Source organism: Microvirga sp. VF16, assembly GCF_016864375.1.
Lineage (GTDB): Bacteria > Pseudomonadota > Alphaproteobacteria > Rhizobiales > Beijerinckiaceae > Microvirga.
In genome coordinates, this window is the sequence record NZ_CP069356.1 from 239,921 (window position 1) to 259,155 (window position 19,235).

At 63.4% G+C, this 19,235-nt stretch carries 15 protein-coding genes and 1 pseudogene; 7 read left to right on the top strand and 9 right to left on the bottom strand.

The features are described from left to right. The first annotated feature begins 6 nt into the window (after nucleotides 1-6). Nucleotides 7-924, top strand: coding sequence for a sugar phosphate isomerase/epimerase (locus JO965_RS33410; RefSeq protein WP_203446320.1), 918 nt, complete (start codon nucleotides 7-9; stop codon nucleotides 922-924). 664 nt (nucleotides 925-1,588) lie between these two features. Here the strand turns inward: JO965_RS33410 and JO965_RS33415 are convergent. Both JO965_RS33415 and JO965_RS33420 read right to left on the bottom strand, forming a co-directional pair. Next, on the bottom strand, nucleotides 1,589-4,192 hold the full coding sequence (locus tag JO965_RS33415; RefSeq protein ID WP_203446321.1) for a DUF2235 domain-containing protein: 2,604 nt from the start codon (nucleotides 4,190-4,192) through the stop codon (nucleotides 1,589-1,591). 361 nt (nucleotides 4,193-4,553) lie between these two features. Then, entirely contained in the window at nucleotides 4,554-5,567 is a 1,014-nt protein-coding gene (locus JO965_RS33420) for an amidohydrolase family protein (RefSeq protein ID WP_203446322.1), read from the bottom strand. A 485-nt stretch (nucleotides 5,568-6,052) separates the two neighbouring features. On the opposite strand from JO965_RS33420, the gene JO965_RS33425 reads away from it, so the two are divergent. Beyond that, nucleotides 6,053-6,790 carry an alpha/beta fold hydrolase gene (locus tag JO965_RS33425; RefSeq protein WP_203446323.1) on the top strand — a complete coding sequence of 246 codons (738 nt, stop codon included), beginning with the start codon at nucleotides 6,053-6,055 and terminating at the stop codon, nucleotides 6,788-6,790. A gap of 98 nt (nucleotides 6,791-6,888) precedes the next feature. Here the strand turns inward: JO965_RS33425 and JO965_RS33430 are convergent. Then, a pseudogene (locus tag JO965_RS33430) lies at nucleotides 6,889-7,275 on the bottom strand (KUP/HAK/KT family potassium transporter); the annotation flags it as partial. Nucleotides 7,276-7,409: 134 nt separating this feature from the next. Between JO965_RS33430 and JO965_RS33435 the strand changes: the two are divergent. Beyond that, nucleotides 7,410-8,423: a magnesium and cobalt transport protein CorA gene (locus JO965_RS33435; protein ID WP_203446325.1), complete on the top strand. Its 1,014-nt coding sequence runs from the start codon at nucleotides 7,410-7,412 to the stop codon at nucleotides 8,421-8,423. Nucleotides 8,424-8,945: 522 nt separating this feature from the next. On the opposite strand, the gene JO965_RS48410 is transcribed toward JO965_RS33435, so the two are convergent. The 6 genes from JO965_RS48410 to JO965_RS33460 form a co-directional block, all read right to left on the bottom strand. Next, nucleotides 8,946-9,074, bottom strand: a complete 129-nt coding sequence (locus JO965_RS48410; RefSeq protein WP_246777163.1) for a BBE domain-containing protein — start codon at nucleotides 9,072-9,074, stop codon at nucleotides 8,946-8,948. A gap of 8 nt (nucleotides 9,075-9,082) precedes the next feature. Next, nucleotides 9,083-10,348 (bottom strand): FAD-binding oxidoreductase, encoded by a 1,266-nt coding sequence (locus tag JO965_RS33440; RefSeq protein WP_246777164.1) that lies wholly within the window; start codon nucleotides 10,346-10,348, stop codon nucleotides 9,083-9,085. A gap of 629 nt (nucleotides 10,349-10,977) precedes the next feature. Beyond that, nucleotides 10,978-11,412 (bottom strand): PAS domain-containing protein, encoded by a 435-nt coding sequence (locus tag JO965_RS33445; RefSeq protein ID WP_203446326.1) that lies wholly within the window; start codon nucleotides 11,410-11,412, stop codon nucleotides 10,978-10,980. Between the two features lie 133 nt (nucleotides 11,413-11,545). Continuing rightward, the gene (locus tag JO965_RS33450; RefSeq protein WP_203446327.1) at nucleotides 11,546-12,022 is read right to left on the bottom strand and encodes a heme-degrading domain-containing protein; all 477 of its coding nucleotides are present in this window, start codon (nucleotides 12,020-12,022) and stop codon (nucleotides 11,546-11,548) included. Nucleotides 12,023-12,071: 49 nt separating this feature from the next. Then, complete coding sequence (locus JO965_RS33455; protein ID WP_203446328.1) at nucleotides 12,072-13,295, bottom strand: glycerate kinase; 1,224 nt, start codon at nucleotides 13,293-13,295, stop codon at nucleotides 12,072-12,074. Nucleotides 13,296-13,402: 107 nt separating this feature from the next. Next, entirely contained in the window at nucleotides 13,403-14,563 is a 1,161-nt protein-coding gene (locus tag JO965_RS33460; RefSeq protein WP_203446329.1) for a dihydrodipicolinate synthase family protein, read from the bottom strand. Nucleotides 14,564-14,769: 206 nt separating this feature from the next. On the opposite strand from JO965_RS33460, the gene JO965_RS33465 reads away from it, so the two are divergent. From JO965_RS33465 to JO965_RS33480, 4 genes are read left to right on the top strand one after another with little or no spacing between them, the layout of a single operon-like run. Beyond that, complete coding sequence (locus JO965_RS33465; protein ID WP_203446330.1) at nucleotides 14,770-15,819, top strand: LacI family DNA-binding transcriptional regulator; 1,050 nt, start codon at nucleotides 14,770-14,772, stop codon at nucleotides 15,817-15,819. Beyond that, entirely contained in the window at nucleotides 15,816-16,844 is a 1,029-nt protein-coding gene (locus JO965_RS33470; protein ID WP_203446331.1) for a Gfo/Idh/MocA family protein, read from the top strand. The genes JO965_RS33465 and JO965_RS33470 overlap by 4 nt, the downstream gene beginning before the upstream one ends. Further along, on the top strand, nucleotides 16,841-18,460 hold the full coding sequence (locus JO965_RS33475) for an acyl CoA:acetate/3-ketoacid CoA transferase (protein WP_203446332.1): 1,620 nt from the start codon (nucleotides 16,841-16,843) through the stop codon (nucleotides 18,458-18,460). The genes JO965_RS33470 and JO965_RS33475 overlap by 4 nt, the downstream gene beginning before the upstream one ends. After that, entirely contained in the window at nucleotides 18,457-19,233 is a 777-nt protein-coding gene (locus JO965_RS33480) for an enoyl-CoA hydratase/isomerase family protein (protein ID WP_203446333.1), read from the top strand. The genes JO965_RS33475 and JO965_RS33480 overlap by 4 nt, the downstream gene beginning before the upstream one ends. The last annotated feature ends 2 nt before the right edge of the window (nucleotides 19,234-19,235 follow it).

Sequence of the window (19,235 nt, forward strand, 5' to 3'; positions counted from 1 at the left end):
CCCTCGATGACACAGCATGTTCTCGGTACCGGCATCTCGGCTACGCCCGGCAAGCCGGACCTCAGCGAATTTGCTCAGAATCTCGATCAAGCTCAGGCTTTCGGCGTCGACACGATCGAGCTGCCGATCTTCGACCTTGATCTTGTCGTCGGCGGCCGGATCCGTAGGGATCAGCTTGCAGCACTCAAGGCGATCTGCGCCGGACGCGACGTGATCTATACCGTTCATGGTCCGTTGGCTATCAACCTCTTCGATGCACCGTTTCGCAACCAACGCCATTTCGAGGTCCTGCAGGCTTCGCTGGAAATTGCAGGTGAACTCGGTGCCATCCACTATGTCATGCATTCGGGCCTGATCGGGGTGACGCAGAACGAGGGCATAGAGGAAGCCTATACCCGGCAGCGGGAATGGCTGGTACGTGCCGGCAACATCGCGAAACAGCACAATGTCATTCTGTGCGTCGAAAACCTGTTTGGTGGCCATGAGGGCAAGGTCCACACCGCAAGCCCTTCGCGTCTGGCCCGCGAGCTCGCGGCGGTCGGACACAGCCATGTCATGGCGACGCTGGATTTCAGCCATGCCTACCTGGATCTCTCCTTCACCGGCGGCGACCTCGTGTCGGAATGCGCGGCGCTCGCGCCCTTCGCCAAGCATCTGCACGTGCACGACTCCTTCGGCCGCCAGGATGATATCTGGATGTTTACGCAGGGCGAGCGGCTAGCCTATGGCCATGGTGACCTTCATCTGCCGGTCGGGTGGGGCGATATCCCTTGGGATGCGCTGATGGCGTCCTGCATCTTTCCGCATAATGTCGTGTTCAACATCGAGCTGCAGGATCGCTACTGGCATGTAGGCCAGGACTGCGTCGATGCCACCAAGGTTCTGGCCGCGAAGGCCCGGACCGCTCTGGCCGCCGCGGCCTGACTTTCCCGACCTCCGGCCATAAGATCAAGGACGCCGAGACAGATATTTCGCGGCGTCCACCCAATCAAACTCGTGCACCTGATCCCACCGTGCTGCGGCGGCTGTTCAAGCTGACACCGGCAGAATCGGAGATAGCGTGTGCTCTGTATGGTGGTGCCATCAAGAATACTGCGGCGGCCTCACAGGGATTCAAGGAGCCGACCATCAAGAGCCAAGTCGACTCCGTTCTCCTGAAAAACCGGGGCAGCAAATCTCCGCGGCTTGAAGCGCTTCCTCGGCAGTCCGCGATAGATGTTCCAGGGGTTGTGTAGAATTCCGCACTGTCGCCAAGTGCATGACGCGCTCTTGGCGGACCTGGGAATGTCGCCTTCTGGCACTTCTCGGAAGAAACCCTTTGGTCCGCTCGTGATGCGGTGAGCGGACCTTCATTTCATTTGCCGTTCGTTACTCTTTGATCCTGAGCAGACCTTTAGCACTGGCGGGCTGAGGGCGACCGTTTTAGCCGAGGGCTCCCGGTAGGCTCGGTCAGCTGCGCATCTATTCTTGAACCCAGATTATCGTGTGCAAAGGCCGGAAACAGCGCTCAACAGAATGGCAATGATGCTCAATAAGCGCCATCCCTGGCGCCCAGTGCGCGTTTGGCGTTCGGCTAATCCGTAGTTCATTAGGGATTTTGCGAGAAATCATACGGCTGTGGCGGCGGCGGTTGGGGGCGGGGCATTAACTCGATTGTGACCTTAGCGGCTCCGCCATTGTTCTGATAAAAACACGTGACGAGCGGCCCGAATGGCACTGCCGTCATGGCGTCATTCAGGTAGAGAAAGAGCTCACCGCTCGCAGTCGCTTGGAATTGGGACACAAAGCTCTTTCGTATGCCCTTGCGGGCTTGAATCTCCTGGACTTGGGCGCTGTCCAAAACGGATGTTCCTTCGCAGATTGGGAACCTGCCCTCCGGTGAGATTTCAGCGTCGTCGGCCAATTCCGGGGCTGTTGCGCCATCGCTCGCCTGCAGCGCCCACTCAACATTGCCCCTGTGACCGATCCGGGCAATGGGCTGAAACCAGTCGGCCGTCCACCAGCGGCGAAGCGGCAGCCCGAGAAGATAAAGCGGGGAGGTATCGCGGAAGCCCATGATGTCTACGACCTTCCGACCGTCGAGATACGGTTCGGACATCTCGACCCAGACCGTATAGAGGCGGCCTTTGTCGACGTAGATACCGGTGCCCCAGCAAGGATTGCTGGTGTGGAAACCCTCAGCCAAGTTCGCGACACCGTCCTTGGGCTGGCGCAGCAGGTTCTTCGCCGCGGTTTCTTTGCACACGCCGCCTGCGCCGGATCGATAATTGAGCACGGCCCGGCCCACGAGGGCCGCGGCCAATCCTAGTATGATGACGAGTGTGGCTCCTGGCAAAACGTAGCGCGACACCACCGTGTACAGGAAAGCGGCAACGCGCGATTGCCTCAGGCGTCGCGCCACAGTGACGAGGAAGCCCAGCTCTTCCGGCTCACGCAGGCGGGCCTGCTGGGGCACCCTTCCGTCGGCGCGCTTTTCGAAGAACCAGACGCAACGTGCACTGTCGGCGATGCGATCGCGCAGGCTGCCGTTTACGCGATAAAGGCCGAGCACTGCAATGATGATCGCAAGCGATGTCACCGGTTGGGTCACAAGGGCTCCAACCCAGCCTTTCGCGTAGCTCGGAACAAGGCCGCCGAACGTCGTGGACAGATCGGTCAGGTTCGAACTGAGGCCGTCGCGGGCATCGTCCAGTCTTCTCTGCGCCCATGCCGCGAGGTCCTCACGCCCGACTGCCGACGCGAGGCTGCGCACACCGGAGTCGAGAGCATCGCTTAACACCGACGCGGTGACCGGAAGGCCGATGAGGACGAGCGTTGCGGTGAGCAGGGCAAAATATGCGACCCTGCGCCACCAGATCATGTCGCGCGTCAGAGCGACAAAGGCTTCATTCGGCTCATTCAGTCGCTGAACGGCGTCTATCGCCGACGTCGCGGCAGCTGGGGGCTCGAACGCCAAGGGGGAGTGCGTCCGGTACTCTTCCGCCTTGAACCCCGAAATCTGGTGCCGGGTGCCATCCGGCATCAGGACATAGGCGCTCTTGGGGAGGGTCAACGGTGCATAATTCTCGGTGCCATACACCATCTTTTCGGCGACCGAGTGGTGGATCACCGGCGGGCCGCCGCTCTCCGCTCCCGATGCGATCGGCCTTGGATCGTAGCGGTAAAGGACGGCAGGTCCTTGACGCGAGTCATGGATCGGCGCGAGCGGCGAGGCCTGTTCGCGGAAGGCATCAAGGGCGCCAGGCAGAAAACGCAAACCGCCTTCCGATCCCGTGCCTGTCGCGACCATCTCTTCGATCATCCATGTCAGTGGCACATACGACAGCGCGTCCTCAGGGTATCCGCCACCGATATCCGAGTGAACGCCCGCAAACCAGACCTCCTTGATGCGGGCGTTGGCTGTCCAAGGGCCCTCATGCGTCATATCGAAACGCAGCGGATGGAACGTCGTGCGCTCGTCATCAAGGGCGAGAGCGTGCCGCGCGAAATCCACCTTGTCGCTGAGGACGCGATTGCGGAACGATATTGGCCAGATGGCCTTGTCGATCGCCGTCCTCATCTCCTCGATCGGGACGCCATAGGCTTCAACCGTATCGAAGAGGCCGGCGAACCTGATGCGCACGTTCCGTCTCAAAGGGTCTATGGTAGCGCGAACGGCTGCATAGCTCCGCTGCCGGAGAAGACGACGATAGATCGCGAGAACGGCGTCACGGATGGCACGGGCGATCGGGATGGTCGGGAAACTGTTGCGCCAGGTTACCTTTTCGGCGCGATACGCTCGCCAAGCTGCCTTGGCATTGCGCCTCATCTCGGCGCGCGAGACCTGAGAGCCGTCGATTTCGGTTGGGAGGAGACCTTGGCTCGCAATCAGGCCGATCAGAGTGCGGATCGTGAAGGCCCCACGGCTGAAACCGAACATGTGGATCTCGACGCCTGGCCGCCAGTTCCAACACAGGAAGCGATAGAGCTTGCGAACGTTGGAGGGCACCCCAATACCGGTCGCGGCGTCGAACATTGCGAAGGGTCTGAAGCCGGACGTCCCCACCCCCTGGATGTACACTGCGACTTGGTCCTGGCCCTTGAGATCGAGAGCGGTGTAGAGCCGCCAGATGTTCGATTCCTGGTTCCTGAAAGCGTTGCCTGTGCCGTCCGCGAGGATGACGATCTTCCTAACCTGGTCATGCCGGTCCATGAGTAATCTCAGTGCAACTTCCCATGGCAATCCAGGGACGGCGGTTTAGGAATGGCTGATCGTAGCCAGGCCGTCGCAAGGAAAGACTTCCAGATTGCCCTCGCAGCGTCAATCATACCGTTGAGCTGTCAAGGATCGTGGGACTGCGAATGTCTCGTCCTGGCACGCCTGAGACATTGCGGCTTCGTCAGCTACAAACGGGACAGCAGACACCTTCAGAAAGTAGATTTCCTCGGCTCGAAGGACATCCGTCCTGCTACTCCCGCACAGTGCTCAATGGCATGAAAACGGCCCGAGGGTTCCATCGGGCCGCCATAGGGCTGCCTCGGGCAATCAAAGGTGACAGGGAATAGAGGTCTGATCACTCTACGGGCTGGCTCATCTCTGCCGCAGGCCGCACCTGGTCATCGCTGTAGTCGGCAGAGGCGAATTTCGGAAACAGGGCGAGCGCATGAGCCCGGTCGACGCCCCGCTTGGTTGCCTCACTGAACACATTCAGGCCCTCAAAGGTGGCGATCTCCAACGAAACGAGCGACGGCGGCGCAAACGGGTAGTCGCTGCCAAAGACGATCTGGTCGGGATCCACAAGTTCACGCAGGGCCGCCATGGCGTAAGGCGAGGGTGACAACGCGGTTTCGTAGTAGAAGCGGCGGATGTAGGTCAGCATGCTCTGCGGCAGTCCGAGTCCATACTCCGGCAGCGCGTCCACAAGCGACAGCCGCCAGGCCACATAAGGTAGGAAGCCGCCCGCATGCGCCAGGATCCAGCGGATGCGGACATACTTCTCCATGGTGCCGGACAGAATCAGGTTCGTTGCCGCCCGGGTCGTATCGCAGAGGAACTCGATGAGCGAGCCTGGGCCAGCAAGGCCGAGTTCGGTGCTGGTCTTGTGCAGGTTGGGATGCAGGAAGACAACGGTCGCCCGCTGGTCCAGCTCGGCCATCAGCTCGTCGAAGACAGGATCGCCGAGGAACTTGCCCTCGGTGCTGCCGAGCAGGATGACGCCATCGGCGCGCAGCACGTCGAGCGCATGGACCGCCTCCCGGCAGGCATCCTCCGTGAAAGGCATCGGCAGCACCGCGAACCAGCCGAAGCGGCCTGGGTGGCGAACGACTAACTCCGCGGCAGACTCATTGCAGGTCCGGGCCAGATCGCGAGCTTCGCTGCGGTCGCCGAAATAGACCGGGGCAGGCACCGAGACGATGGCAGTCGCGATGTCGTTCGCGTCCATGATCTCGATGGAGGCCTCCGGGGTCCAGGAGACGGGCAGGGGAGAGCCTGCCACCTCGGTCAGCCCGCGTGCGGCCATGGCTGCGACAAAGTCCGGAGGGATCAGGTGGTGATGCACATCGATGCGGGCTGAGAAGGTCGACATATCGTTCTCCTCTGCGGGGGCGGATGAGTTCCAGGCAGGAAGACACTGCGTACAGTCGCGACAATTCAAAGAGGGCCAGAGATCACGCGGGCTCTCGCCCCGTTCAGAAGATGGCACACAACTAATATTAGGCCCAAGTCAGAGGTCGCGAAAGCCCAGGCTCCAGAACGGCGGCTTCCGGCACGGGCTGACCGAAGCCGAATTTCCGCAAGTGGAGAGTGAAGCGGACCTTCACACGTCCATGTTTAAGGACCGTACCTGACCCTGAGCGGTCTTTCGGCAGCCCTTCAGGAAACCGCGGAAATCCGGTTGGTAGCTCTGCAACCATGCCGCAGTCCATCTCCAGAACTAGCCTGAGCCCCAGTCATTGAATGCGCCCCGAGGTAGGGAGAGCGTGTCACGTCGGGTCGTCTGCCACGCGGAGCGGCAATTGCAGACGATTCGCCCCTGCCGGTCTGCTATGATGGAATGGGAAGGGAACGACCATGAGCACATTCGTCCTGGTGCATCCCGCCTGGTTCGGCGGCTGGTGCTGGAAAAAGCTGACACCCCTGCTGCGCGCCCACGGCCACGCAGTTCACACCCCCACACTCACCGGACTAGGGGAGCGCCGGCATCTGGCGCGGCCGGAAGTCGGCCTTGCAACGCACGTAGACGATGTCGTCGGTGTGATCGAATGCGAAGACCTGCACGGCGTGATCCTTGTCGGCAACAGCTCCGGCGGGATGGTGATCACCGGAGTCGCCGACCGGGTCCCCGACCGCATCAGCCACATCGTCTATCTCGACGCGTTCGTACCGGAGGACGCCGAGAGCCTGTACGACCTGATCCCGCCCGAGAGGCGCTCGGTGATGGAGGCGCTCGTTCAGGGGGAAGGCGACGGCTGGCTCCTGCCCCGCTTGGCTTCCCCGCCCTGGGAGACGTTCGTCCCCGAAGCCTGGGGCATCACCGAGGAGGCCGACCTGAGCTGGGTTCTGCCGCGCCTCGCCCCGACCCCGTTCGGACACTTCACCGAGCCCGTCCAGCGCCGTAACGCCGATGCCGACAAGCTGCCGCGGACCTACATCCGATGCCTCGGTTGGCCCAGCCCGTACTTCGACCGCTTTGCCGCCGCGGCGCGAGACAACAAGCGCTGGCGCTGCTTCGAGTTGCCCACGCCGCACCTGCCCTACATCACGCATCCGCGGCAAACAAGCGAATTGCTGCTGATGATCGCGTCTTAATCACCCACGGCACTTAACTTTGATGCCTTGAACTGTAGGTCAGCCGGCGAGATCAGAACCGAAAACTCGCGGCACCAGATCACGACACTGTCGAATCGAGCGCCGACCATGCCGAGGACGATGGTGGTGCCGGTGCTGTGGCCGAGGGCGCGCTGGGCCAAGGTCACGAGCGAGAGGGTGCCGCCCTCACCATTGTTGTCGGCCCGCAGGACGATGACCACGTACTTCACGGTCACGATGATGATCAGCGTCCACAGGATGAGGGAGACCACGCCCAGCACCATCTCGCGGGTGAGGGCTCCGGCGCCAGCATGTCCCGTCGCGGCGGCCAAGCTCTCCTTGAGGGCATAGAGCGGGCTGGTGCCAATGTCGCCGTAGACCACCCCAATGGTGCCAAGGGTCAGGGCCCAGAAGGAGGTCGGAGCGGCGTGCCCAAAGTCCGATGAACCTGCGGCTGCGCTCCCACTTATGCCTGTTGCGGCCATGACTGCCTCCCACTCGTACTCATGAGGAGTGGCCTCCCCTCGGCCCAACGTGACCGTGCCACGAAGGGTTTCACCTTGGGCGGGACCTGGGCACGGCGGCGGCACTGGATGCCGTGGCTCGGCGTTGATTCATCATGGCAAAGCCGCTCAAGCTCGTTTCGGTTCAGCCGAAGGGCATTCCTGGCGTGGTGGCCTCGGTCGCCTACGCGGAAGGCCGACGCGTCGCCGACATTGCCATCGAAGAGGCAGGAGATTGGTCGCACAAACCGGGGCACGTGGTCTGGATCGGCCTGCACGAGCCCAGCCTCGATATTCTGCGGAAGGTGCAGGCACAGTTTGGATTGCATGAGCTGGCCATCGAGGACGCGCTCAAGGCGCATCAGCGGCCCAAGGTCGAGCAATATGGCGAGGCGCTGTTCGTCGTTGCGCGCACCGCTCAGATGCTGGACGGGCGGATTGCCTTCGGCGAGACGCATCTGTTCGTCGGGCGCGGCTATGTGGTCTCGGTCCGCCACGGCGCCTCGACCACCTACACCCCCGTGCGGGAACGCTGCGAGGCGATGCCGACGGCATTCTCGGAGGGCGAGGACTTCATCCTCTATGCCATCCTCGACTTTATCGTCGACAACTACATACCGGTGATCGAGGCCGTCCAGACAGAGGTGGAGGAGATCGAGGACAGTGTTCTGGGCGCGCAGCCGTCCCAGGATCAGATCGGTCGGATCTACCAGCTTCGACGGGACCTTCTGCGCTTGCGCAATGCCGCAATTCCGCTGGTGGAGGTGTGCCGGCGCTTGGAAAAGCCCGGGCAGCCCGGGATCGATGCGGCGATGCACCCGCTGTTCCGTGACGTGTCTGATCACATCCGCCAGGTGCAGGAGGAAATTGAGTCCTTGCGCGAGGTGCTCTCGTTCGCGTTTGAGACCAGCCTGATGACGGGTCAGGCGCAACAGACCGAGATCACCCGCAAGCTGGCAGCCTGGGCGGCCATCCTGGCGATCCCAACCGCGGTGGCGGGCATCTATGGCATGAACTTCGACGTCGTGCCCGAACTGCATTGGAAGTACGGCTACCCTGTCGTGCTCGTGGTGATCGCGCTGGTGTGTGGCTGGCTGTACTGGCGCTTCCGCCAGGTGCGGTGGCTTTAGGTCCCAGCCGGCACCAAGCCGCGCAAGCCGGCGGCAGCGGTTCTTTATGCCTCAATCTTCGAGGCTACACTTCCCAATCGAGTTTTTCAGCAGCCTCGCCAAGTCGGCCAGCGACGCTACCGACTTTCTCCAGATCCCGGCCGGGCGCTTGGTCGAGGTCCGAATCCAGGTGACGGGTTGATCCAGACTGAAACCGAAAATCGGATCAGTCCGCATCCGGCGGATCGGCTGGGACCGGCAGCCAATGGGGGTGAATCAGATTGGTCTGCTTCGGCTCCTAAGAGCCGACGTTCTATTGAGCGGCGGGAACGTGAAGATCTGACCCAAAGCGGCCCTGCGTGGACGAATGCATCTTCGCAAAAGACGCCGAACCTTGTGGTTGTCCCATTTGAGGCTATCGCCCCGATGTGCATGAGCGCACTGCTCTCGGGATGAGCCAAGACCTCAAGCGCCCCAATGCATTGGGTAGAGCACCCTCCAAGTTGCGCAGCAAGATCCCTTGCCTCGCAGGGCCGGACCTTCCTAGGCGGGCGGGATGTTCTGGTTCCGCCGGAAGAAGTTGCTGGGGTCGTACTTCTGCTTGAGCGCCCGGAGGCGCTGGTACTTTTCCGTTCCGTATGCCTGCTGGATCCGCTCATGGCCCTCGTCCATGAGGAAGTTCACGTACACGCTGGTGTGATACGGCTGAAGGGCCGTCCAGAATCGATGGACCCATGCTCGCTCTTCTTCGAAGCCCTCGGCGCTCGTGGTGTTTCCGCCGATGTTGAACGTGTGGCCGGCGCTCCGGCCGTTGAAAGCAGTCTCGCCCTCGCCGACGCGAGAGACCGCACCACCGCCTTGCCAGACCCCCAGGGCCGTGATCGGAGACTCGATCTGCTCGCCGTACTGCACCATGACGTCGATGATGTCGTCATTGAGCTCGGCGACGTCACACGAACGGAAGTAGTACCACCACCCCGGGGGAACGATGCGTTGAACAACTGCTGAAGCGTCAGGTACGGCATAGGGGCACAACGATCGAGCGCGGGCGAATCGAACCCCTTCAGCGGACGCACAACCTTCTCCCCCTCATCGATGGAGCCGGCATAGATGGACGTGATGGCGATCATATGTTGACCGACGAGATCGGGAGGCAAGCCGGCGAGCGTCGCCGGAGCCCTCCGCTCGGTTACCAAGGTCGTGAGCTCGTCGGGGCAGTCGGCGATCCAATCGCGGTAGAAGCGCAGGACACGCGGGGCTTCGTCGAGCGGCCAGAAGATCGGACCGGCGTAGATCACAGGCCCGAGCGGATTGAGACGGAACTCGAACTCCGTCGCGATCCCGAAGTTGCCGCCTCCTCCACGGAGACCCCAGAAGAGGTCGGCGTTCTCCTGCGCACTGGCCTTTACGAACTCGCCCTCGGCGGTAATGAGGTCGACGGAGAGCAAGTTGTCGATGGTGAGGCCGAGCTTTCGCATCGTGAAGCCGATCCCTCCGCCAAGCGTCAGCCCTGCCATGCCCGTATGTGAGATGAATCCGGCGGGAACGGCGCATCCAAAGGCCTGCGTCTCGCGGTCCAGTTCCCCCAAGAGCACACCGGCCTGGGCGCGAACCGTTCGTGCTTCGGGATCGACGCGAATCCCCTTCATCAGGGACAGGTCGATCACCATGCCGTCGTCGCACACACCGTAGCCGGGGTAGCTGTGGCCGCCGGCGCGCACAGCAACGAGAAGTTGGTGGGTGCGGGCAAAGCGCACCGCTTCGATTACGTCCGCTACGCCGGCGCAGCGCGCGATAAGCACCGGGTACCGGTCGATCGAGGCGTTCCACACCCTCCGACGCTCGTCGTAGCTGCCGTCGCCGGGCCGAACGAGCTCACCGCGGAGGGTTGATCCGAACTCGTCTAACGCAAGTTGGTCGATGGAAGATTGCTCATTCGCAGCCATCGACACCTCCCCATTACCGATCGGTCTCGAGGTAAGCGCTGGTGATCCGCCTGGTCGCCCTCCAAGCGGCCGTGAGCCGCCACGCAACGTCGATCACCGACATGCGGTTGCTTCAAACTATCAATTATAGCATTCCAAGGTCTCCCAAGCGACCGGACACTGAAAATGGCCTGGGACCGCCAATGCGCACACCATCCTGACGACCCATGAACTGGTCGCCGCACTCCCGAGGGACGGACGCCCATGATCTTGATAGGAGATTTGCGCGTCGGAGCTTCAGTGAGGGTCCGTGGATGCCTGTGCCGCTCAATTCGACCGCTTTTGGCAGGGGCTGACCTAAGCCGAATGTCCGCTCAAGTGGAGAGCACCGGACGTCCCTGAAAGGCATGGGATAGTCAGAGCCTGACCGAGAGTGTGTCAAAACGCTGACGGGGCCTTGCCAAGGGCAATTTTATGTCTTGTAGGTCTAAACGAGCCGAGGATTTCCCAGTATAAGGGCGTCGAATTGTACAAACATTTCGTTGAGATCAGGCTGCTTTGAGTTTTGACACAGGCTCGACCCGTTCCAGACCTTCCGTGATTTCGATCCGATCAGCGCATGCTCATAGCTTCAGTCGTTTGATCCTTCACTAGCTGTTGGAGCGCGCGACGGCCTCTGCCAGCTTCTGCTTGAGACCTCTCATTTCCTCGAACCGGCTGGTTACGTCGCGCATGACGGCGGCCATGCCCTGCACTTGTCGCTGCCTGTTCCTGAGCGGCGCGATGGCGAATTCCAGCGAGATCCGCTGCCCATCCTGGCGCAGGCCCGGTACCGAGAGGTCGCCCTCGCCGTAACGGTTCGCGCCCGTCGCCATGACATGGCGGAAACCTTCCCAGTGGCGGGCACGCAGGCGCTCGGGAATGATGAGATCGAGCGACTGACTGAGAGCCTCCTCGGCGCGATAGCCGAAGACCCGCTCGGCCCCCGGGTTCCACACCTGAATGATCCCCTCTCGGTCCGTCGCTACCACGGCGTCAACGGCGGCGGCCAGGATCGCTTCCGCAACCAATCGGTGCAGATCCACGCGCATATCCAGGTGTTTCGAAGCAGCCTAGTTCGGGCGACACGACAAATGAGAAGGTTGCTGGCCGACCAAGGCACATGCGTCCGTCAACTGTGTCGGGCTTGATCGAACAATCCTTCATCCCCTTGGGATACTACATTGCTGACTGAGCGATAATGGCTCGTATCGACTCCGTGACCAAGCGATGGTCCTCAAGTTGCGGAAGACCACTCGCGACGACCGCGCCGACACAACCCGTATCCTTGACGAATATGGGAAACCCACCCCCGGCTGCCGCATAGTCCTGCTCGGAAAGCCCGTAACGCTGCAAGAACGGACGCCTCTGCACCTCTGCCTCGACGGACATGTAGAGGGAGCTGTGGTGGAAGCGTTGGACGACCGCCCGCTTCCGTCGAATCCACTCGGCATTGTCTGGCGTTGCCCCGGGCAATGCCGCAAAGAACAGTTGCTGGCCGTTCCTGGAAACCTCAATCGCAATCGGAAGGGAGCCGGCCTTCGCACGCTGGTAGATGTGGCTGCCGAGAGCCCAAGCGACATCGGCGCCGAAGGACGGAAACTGCAACTCCCGTTCTTCTGCCAAGAGCGCATCAAGATTGTTGCTGTCGTTCATCGTAGGTCTCCAAGCGTGTGATGAGGATCGTACCTGCGCCCGAATTCAATCACCTAATCAGGATGGCCCGGAAGTCGTTGACGTTGGTCAACGTCGGTCCAGTCATGACGAGTTGGTTGAGCCTCGAAAAGTACCCGTAGGCATCGTTGTTCGCCAGGAACGCGGAGGCGTCCAGGGCAGCGACGGTGGAAGGGCTGCCATGATCGAACCAGGCGCCCGCGTTGTCTTCGATCCCGTCGATGCCATCCGTATCGCAGGCGATGGCGGCAACGTTGGAAAAATCCGATAGTGCGAGGTGCAGGGCCAGGAGAAACTCGGCATTCCGGCCGCCACGACCATTCCCGCGGACCGTAACCGTCGTTTCCCCACCCGAGAGAAGGACACACGGCTTGCGCACCGGCACGCCGTGATCGATCACAGAGCGCGCAAGCCCCGCGAGCACCTTGGCGACCTCGCGAGCCTCACCTTCGATCACGTCCCCGAGGACCAGCGTGCCGAGACCGAGCTCGCGGGCTTTCCGCTCGGCGGCGGTGAGGACCATCATCGGGGTTGCCAGAATGCGTAAGTCGCGTTCGGCGTCCTGATGATGCCGGCAGTTCTCGACGATCACATCCCTCACGGGGGCTGGAATCTCGATTCCATAACGGTCGAGAATGGTGAAAACCTCGTCGGCATCCTGCGGCTCGGGAATGCTGGGACCCGATCCGATGCCGGCGGGATCGTCGCCGGGCACGTCGGAAATGACATAGGTCACGACCCGGGCCGGCGCGGCAGCCAGGGCCAGCCGGCCGCCCTTAATGCGGAAGAGCGACTTGCGCACCTTGTTCATCTCATGGATCGGCGCCCCCGACTTGAGGAGAGCCTTCGTGATACTTTGCTTGTCCGCCAACGTGATGCCCGAGGCTGGCAGCGAAAGTAGGGCCGATGCGCCTCCGGAGATCAGGCACACGACCAAGTCGCCGGGCCCCGCGCCGGAGGCCAGCTCCAGGATCCTTTCCGCGGCATCCACGCCCGCCTGGTCCGGTACGGGATGCGAGGCCTCCACGACCTTGATCCGCCGCGTGGGCGCCGAGTGACCGTACCGTGTCACCACGACACCCTCGCACGGATGGGGCCAGGCAGCCTCGAAGGCCTGGGCCATCCTGGCGGATGCCTTGCCCGCGCCCAGCACGATCGTGCGCCCCCTGGGGCGGTTCGGCAGGTTGGCGGCGAACTTGCCGTCGGGCAAGGCCGCCTCGAACAGGGAGCGAAGTATCCTGATATCGTCAGCCATCGGCATGGCCTTTCCGGTCCGGCATGCCGTCGCGACAGGGAGGCCGGCCTCCCGGCCATGCGAACGGCGTCAAGATTGGCGTTTCATCTCTGATGTACAGACCGACGCTAGATGCCATTCAGGGCATTCAACTGACGCATCCGCGCGACTGCGAGATCGGGGTCGACGAGCAGGCGGGCCTGGTCGGCGAGTCGGAAGATCTCGGAGTAGTGCAGGATGCCTCGGGCCGACTCCATGCCGCCGAGCATCCGGAAATGATCCTGGAAGCCGTTCAGCCAGGCGAGGAAGACCACACCCGCCTTGTAGTACTGGGTCGGCGCCTCGAAGATGCGGCGCGAGAGCGCCACGGTCGGATCCAGGATGGCATGGTAGCCCGCGCTGTCACCTCTCGCCAGGCAGTCCATCGCGGCGGCCGCGGCGGATGCGATCGGGTCGAAGATGCCGAGAAGCGCGTGCGAATGGTACGTGCCGTCGCCCTCGATCAGGTCGGCGTAGTTGAAGTCGTCGCCCGTGTACATCTTGATGTCGCCCGGGAGGAGGGCGCGCATCCTCTCCTCGTAGGAGCGTTCGAGCAGGGAGATCTTGATTCCCTCGACCTTCCCCGGATGGGCATTGATGAGCTCGAGGCAGTTGGCCATGGCGACATCGACCTCGCTGCTCGCCCAGTAGCCTGACAGTTGCGGGTCGAACATCTCCCCGAGCCAGTGGAGGATGACCTTGTCGGAGGCCTGGCGGATGATCCGGTCGTAGACGTAGAGATAGTCGTCCTTCGAGTGGGCGACCTTGCAGAGGGCGCGGCTCGCCATGAGGATCGCGCGCCCGCCGTAGGCCTCGATGTGGGCCAACTGCTCCTCGTAGGCCGCGACCACGTCGTCCAGGGTCCGCACGTCGGCGGGGCTCAGGTGGTCGGTGCCCGCGCCGCAGGCCAGGTCGGCCCCGGGGACCGTCCTGGCTTCCAGCAGTGAGCGCTTGATCAGTTCCTTCGCCCCCGGCCAGTCGAGGCCCATGCCGCGCTGGGAGGTATCCATCGCCTCGGCGATCTTGAGACCGAGGCCCCACAGGTGGTGGCGGAACTTGAGCGTGGCGTCCCAGTCGACGTCCGACGACTGCCAGGGATTCTTCAGGGCAACGGGGTCGGCCACGACGTGGGCAGCCGCATAGACCGTGCGGGGCGACTGGCCCGAATAGGTGAGTGGATAAGGCGAAGCCTCACCGACCCGATGCGATTCGACCGAGCCATCCAGACGAAGCAGATCAATCTGAGTCATAGCGTTCCAACCTCCCGTCCGGGCCGCCAACACAGGCCCTTCAACAGGGCTGTCTTTTAGAACGTTCCAATAAAAATGCGCAAGTGCCAGATTGCCGCTTGGCCGCCGATTATTCGATTTTCCCTGCGGCGAAAAGGATATTTACAGAACGCGAATCGGCGTGATATGGAACGTTCCAATAACTTTAGGGATGGAAAGGCAGCCCCATGTCCGACAAGCGGCGGGCCTCGGCGAGCGTCACGATCATCGACATCGCCCGCGAGGCGGGTGTCTCAAAATCGACCGTGTCGCTGGTGCTCAAGGGCAGTTCCCTCGTGGCCGACGACACCCGCGACCGCGTCTCGAAGGCGATGTCCAAGCTCGGCTACGTCTACAACCGCGGCGCGGCGAACCTGCGGGGCGCGCAGTCGAGCATCGTCGGCATGGTCATCAACGACCTGTCGAACCCGTTCTTCGCCGAGCTCGCCATCGGGATCGAGCGCGTCCTGCGCACCTCGGGCTACATCCCCTTCATTTCCAACACGGCCGAAAGCGTTGTCCGCCAGGCCGAGGTCGTGCGTTCGATGCGCGAGCACGGCGCCTCGGGAATCATCCTGTGTCCGGCACTCGAGACCGAGGGCCGGGAGGTCAACGACCTGCTCGATCTCGGCATGCCCCTCATCCTGGCGATCCGGCGCGTGCCGGGCGCCCGGTCCTCGCTCGTGGCATCCGACAACACGGCCGGAGCCGCCCGCATCACCGCTCACCTGATCTCCCTCGGGCACCGCAGGATCGCCTTCCTCGGCGGCATGGAGCCCATGGCCGTGCGCAAGGACCGGATCGCCGGCTTCACCCGCGCGCTCGAGGAGGCGGGGATGCACGTGGATCCCGCGCTCATGCTCGAGTCGATGCCGAGCAAGGACGGCGGGTTCACCGCGATGTCCAACCTGCTGGCCCGTCGTGAGTGGCCGACCGCGGTCGTGTGCTTCAACGACGTCGTGGCGATCGGGGCCATGCTGGCGATGGGCCGCAAGGGCGTCGTCGCGGGGCGGGACATGGCCATCACCGGCTTCGACGATACGGCCGAAGCCCGACAGGTCTCTCCGCCGCTCACGACGATCGCGGTCGATGCGGGAGACCTCGGTGAGCGGGCCGCACAGATGCTCCTGCGCCAGATCGCCTCCGGCAGCCGGGCACAGGAAACCTACATCGGCGAGGCCCGCCTCGTCGTCCGCGAAAGCTGCTGCCCGCCACCGAGGGAAAGGAAGATCTCATGAACACGACATTTCGCTGGGGACTGATCGGGGCGAGTACGATCGCACGGGAATGGATGATCGACGCGATCCGCTCGACGGGCGGCGACGTCGTCTCGGTGATGAGCAGCGACCCGGATCGGGCCTCCGCCTACGCGGACGCCAACCGGATCCCGCACGCCACGACGAGCCTGGATGAGCTGCTGGACAGGGTCGACGCGGTCTACGTCTCGACCACCAACGAACTCCACCATGACCAGGTCCTGCGCTCCGCCCGTGCCGGTCGGCACGTCCTGTGCGAAAAGCCGCTCGCCCTCACGATCAGTGAGGCCCGCGGGATGGTCGAGGCCTGCCGCGCCGCGGGCGTCGTGCTGGGAACCAACCATCACCTCCGCAACGCCGGAACCCATCGGGCGATGCGCGAGGCCATCGGGGCGGGTCGCATCGGGCGGCCGCTCTTCGCCCGGGTCTTCCACGCCGTCTACCTGCCGACCCACCTGCAAGGCTGGCGCCTCACGAACCCCGGCGCCGGCGCGGGCGTGATCCTGGATATCACCGTGCACGACGCCGACACCTTGCGCTTCGTCCTGGCGGACGATCCCGTCGAGGTCACGGCGATGTCCCAGTCCGCCGGCCTGTCCCAGGGCGAGGTCGAGGACGGCGCCATGGGCGCGATCCGCTTCAGCTCCGGCGTTCTGGCCCAGTTCCACGACGCCTTCACCACCGCTCACGCCAGGACCGGCTTCGAGGTCCACGGCACCGACGGATCGCTGATCGGGACCGATTGCATGACGCAGAGGGCGGTTGGCGATGTCCTGCTGCGGACGGCGTCCGGCGAGGAACTCCTGCCGATCGACCGCACCAATCTCTACGAGCGCAGCGTCGCGCGCTTCACCGCGGCCGTCGCCGGGGATGCCGATCCAGCCGCGACCGGAGATGACGGTGTCTGGTCCCTGGCCGTCGCCGCGGCAGCCCTCGAGTCCGCCAGGACATCCCGGGCCGTCGCCATCGATCCCGTTCAGCCAAACAGCCCAAAGGTTTCGCAATGAGCTTCCCCCGCATCCTCCAGGCCGACGAAGCGGCCGCCCTCATTCCGGACGGCGCCACCGTCACGGTATCCTCCGCCTCCGGGCTCGGCTGTCCCGATGCCGTCCTTGCCGCCATCGGCAAGCGGTTCGACGGAACGGGTCACCCGCGCGCGCTGACGACGGTCCATCCGATCGCTGCCGGTGACATGTCCGGGATCAAGGGCGTCGACCATCTCGCGAAGCCGGGACTGCTGGCCCGCATCATCGCCGGCTCGTACCCGTCGGGTCCGTCCTCGGCGGAGCCTCCCGCCATCTGGAAGATGATCACGGGCAACGAGATCCCGGCCTACAACATCCCCTCGGGCATCCTGTTCGACATGCACCGCGAGGCCGCGGCGAAGCGCCCGGGCGTGCTCACCAAGGTCGGCAAGGACACCTTCGTCGACCCGTCCCGCGAGGGCTGCGCTATGAACGAGCGGGCGTCCGCCGAGCCGATCGTGCAGACGCGGGAATTCGAGGGCGACGAGTGGCTCTTCTTCAAGAGCATCGTTCCGAACGTTGCCATCATCCGCGCGACGACGGCCGACGAGCGCGGAAACCTGTCGTACGAACATGAGGGCGCCTATCTCGGCCCGATCGAGCAGGCGCTGAGCGTCCGCAACAACGGCGGCCTCGTCATCGCGCAGGTGAAGCGTCTGGTGGAGAGCGGGACGCTCAAGCCCCACGACGTCATGGTGCCCGGCATTCTCGTCGACGTCGTCGTCGTCGCGCCGGACCAGATGCAGACAACCCAAACCGTCTACGATCCGGCGATCTCGGGCGAGATCTTCCGGCCCCTGGCAAGCTTCAGCATTCCGGAATTCGACGTCTCGAAGGTCGTCGCCCGCCGCGTCGCGCAGGAGCTGAATTACGGTGACGCCATCAATATCGGTTTCGGCATCTCGGCCAACGTCCCCAGGATCCTCATCGAGGAGGGATGCCACGGCGATGTCACCTGGATGATCGAGCACGGCGCCGTCGGTGGCATCCCGTTGCTCGATTTCAAGTTCGGCTGCTCATCGAACGCCGAAGCCATTATGCCGTCGCCTTACAACTTCACCTACTTCCAGGGCGGCGGGTTCGACCTCTCGCTCCTGTCGTTCCTCCAGATCGACCGGACCGGATCGGTGAACGTCTCGAAGTTGAGCGCACGGCCGCATGTCACGGCCGGGGCCGGCGGGTTCGTCGACATCTCGAGCCATGCCAAGCGGATCGTCTTCTCGGGCTTCTACACGGCCGGTGCCAAGTTCGAGATCGTCGACGGGGAACTCAGGATCCTGAAGGAGGGCAAGGTCGACAAGCTCGTCGAGGCCGTCGAGCATGTTTCCTTCTCGGGCCGGCGCGCGATCGAGCAGGGCCAGGACATCACCTACGTGACCGAGCGCTGCGTCCTCAAGCTCACGCCGGATGGGATCGCGGTGGTCGAGATCGCGCCGGGCATCAATCTTGAACGGGACGTGCTCGCCCATGCCGCATTCCCCCTGCTCGTGCCGACTGCTCCGAAACTGATGGACGCCGCCCTTTTCCGGCCGGAACCATTCGGCCTGCGGGTTCCGGCGCGGGAAGATACCGCGAAGGCCAAGAGGAGAGCGGCATGACGACACCCTACGTCCGCTTCCAGGTTGACGGTGCAGTGGCGACCATCACCCTGGCTCGTGCCGAGAAGCTGAACGCCCTGGACATGCCGATGATCGAGGCACTCGTGGATGCCGCGATCGCCATCGAGGACAGTCGCGAGATCCGCTGCGCGATCATCACTGGCGAGGGCAAGGCTTTCTGCGCCGGCGGGGACATCGCCGGTTGGGGCGTCCTCGAGCCCCTGGACATGTGGCGGGTGTGGACGCGCCAGGGACATCGTGCGTTCGACCGGCTGGCCCGCCTGAGAGTCCCGCTGATCGCCGCGCTCGGCGGTCATGCCCTTGGCGGTGGTCTGGAACTGGCCGCAGCAGCCGACATCCGGGTGGCCGAGAAGCAGATCAAGATCGGCCTTCCGGAAACGGGTCTCGGAATGGTGCCCGGCTGGTCCGGAACCCAGCGCCTGGTGCGTCGCTTCGGGTCGCAGACCGTGCGGCGCCTTTCGCTCACGGGCGCGCTGCTGTCCGGCGAGGAGGCCGAGCGGCAAGGGATTGTCGATGAGGTCGTCCCGCAGGGCGGTGCCCTCGCGCGAGCCAATGAGATTGCGGGGCTCGTTGCCGAACGTGGGCCGATTGCCGTGTCGATCAGCAAGGAACTCATCAACGCCGCGGAAGGCGAGGAAACCGCTGCTGCCGTGGAGGGAATTGCGGGTGCTCTCGTGTCCTACACCGCAGACTTGAAAGAGGGCATCGCAAGCTTCCGCGAGAAGCGGTCCCCGTCCTACTCGAACACTTGAGG

Coding starts and splice junctions, on each gene's coding strand:
- JO965_RS33410 (WP_203446320.1), top strand. CDS start 7: ATGACACAGCATGTTCTCGGTACCGGCATCTCGGCTACGCCCGGCAAG.
- JO965_RS33415 (WP_203446321.1), bottom strand. CDS start 4,192: ATGGACCGGCATGACCAGGTTAGGAAGATCGTCATCCTCGCGGACGGC.
- JO965_RS33420 (WP_203446322.1), bottom strand. CDS start 5,567: ATGTCGACCTTCTCAGCCCGCATCGATGTGCATCACCACCTGATCCCT.
- JO965_RS33425 (WP_203446323.1), top strand. CDS start 6,053: ATGAGCACATTCGTCCTGGTGCATCCCGCCTGGTTCGGCGGCTGGTGC.
- JO965_RS33435 (WP_203446325.1), top strand. CDS start 7,410: ATGGCAAAGCCGCTCAAGCTCGTTTCGGTTCAGCCGAAGGGCATTCCT.
- JO965_RS48410 (WP_246777163.1), bottom strand. CDS start 9,074: ATGGACGAGGGCCATGAGCGGATCCAGCAGGCATACGGAACGGAAAAG.
- JO965_RS33440 (WP_246777164.1), bottom strand. CDS start 10,348: ATGGCTGCGAATGAGCAATCTTCCATCGACCAACTTGCGTTAGACGAG.
- JO965_RS33450 (WP_203446327.1), bottom strand. CDS start 12,022: ATGAACGACAGCAACAATCTTGATGCGCTCTTGGCAGAAGAACGGGAG.
- JO965_RS33455 (WP_203446328.1), bottom strand. CDS start 13,295: ATGGCTGACGATATCAGGATACTTCGCTCCCTGTTCGAGGCGGCCTTG.
- JO965_RS33460 (WP_203446329.1), bottom strand. CDS start 14,563: ATGACTCAGATTGATCTGCTTCGTCTGGATGGCTCGGTCGAATCGCAT.
- JO965_RS33465 (WP_203446330.1), top strand. CDS start 14,770: ATGTCCGACAAGCGGCGGGCCTCGGCGAGCGTCACGATCATCGACATC.
- JO965_RS33470 (WP_203446331.1), top strand. CDS start 15,816: ATGAACACGACATTTCGCTGGGGACTGATCGGGGCGAGTACGATCGCA.
- JO965_RS33475 (WP_203446332.1), top strand. CDS start 16,841: ATGAGCTTCCCCCGCATCCTCCAGGCCGACGAAGCGGCCGCCCTCATT.
- JO965_RS33480 (WP_203446333.1), top strand. CDS start 18,457: ATGACGACACCCTACGTCCGCTTCCAGGTTGACGGTGCAGTGGCGACC.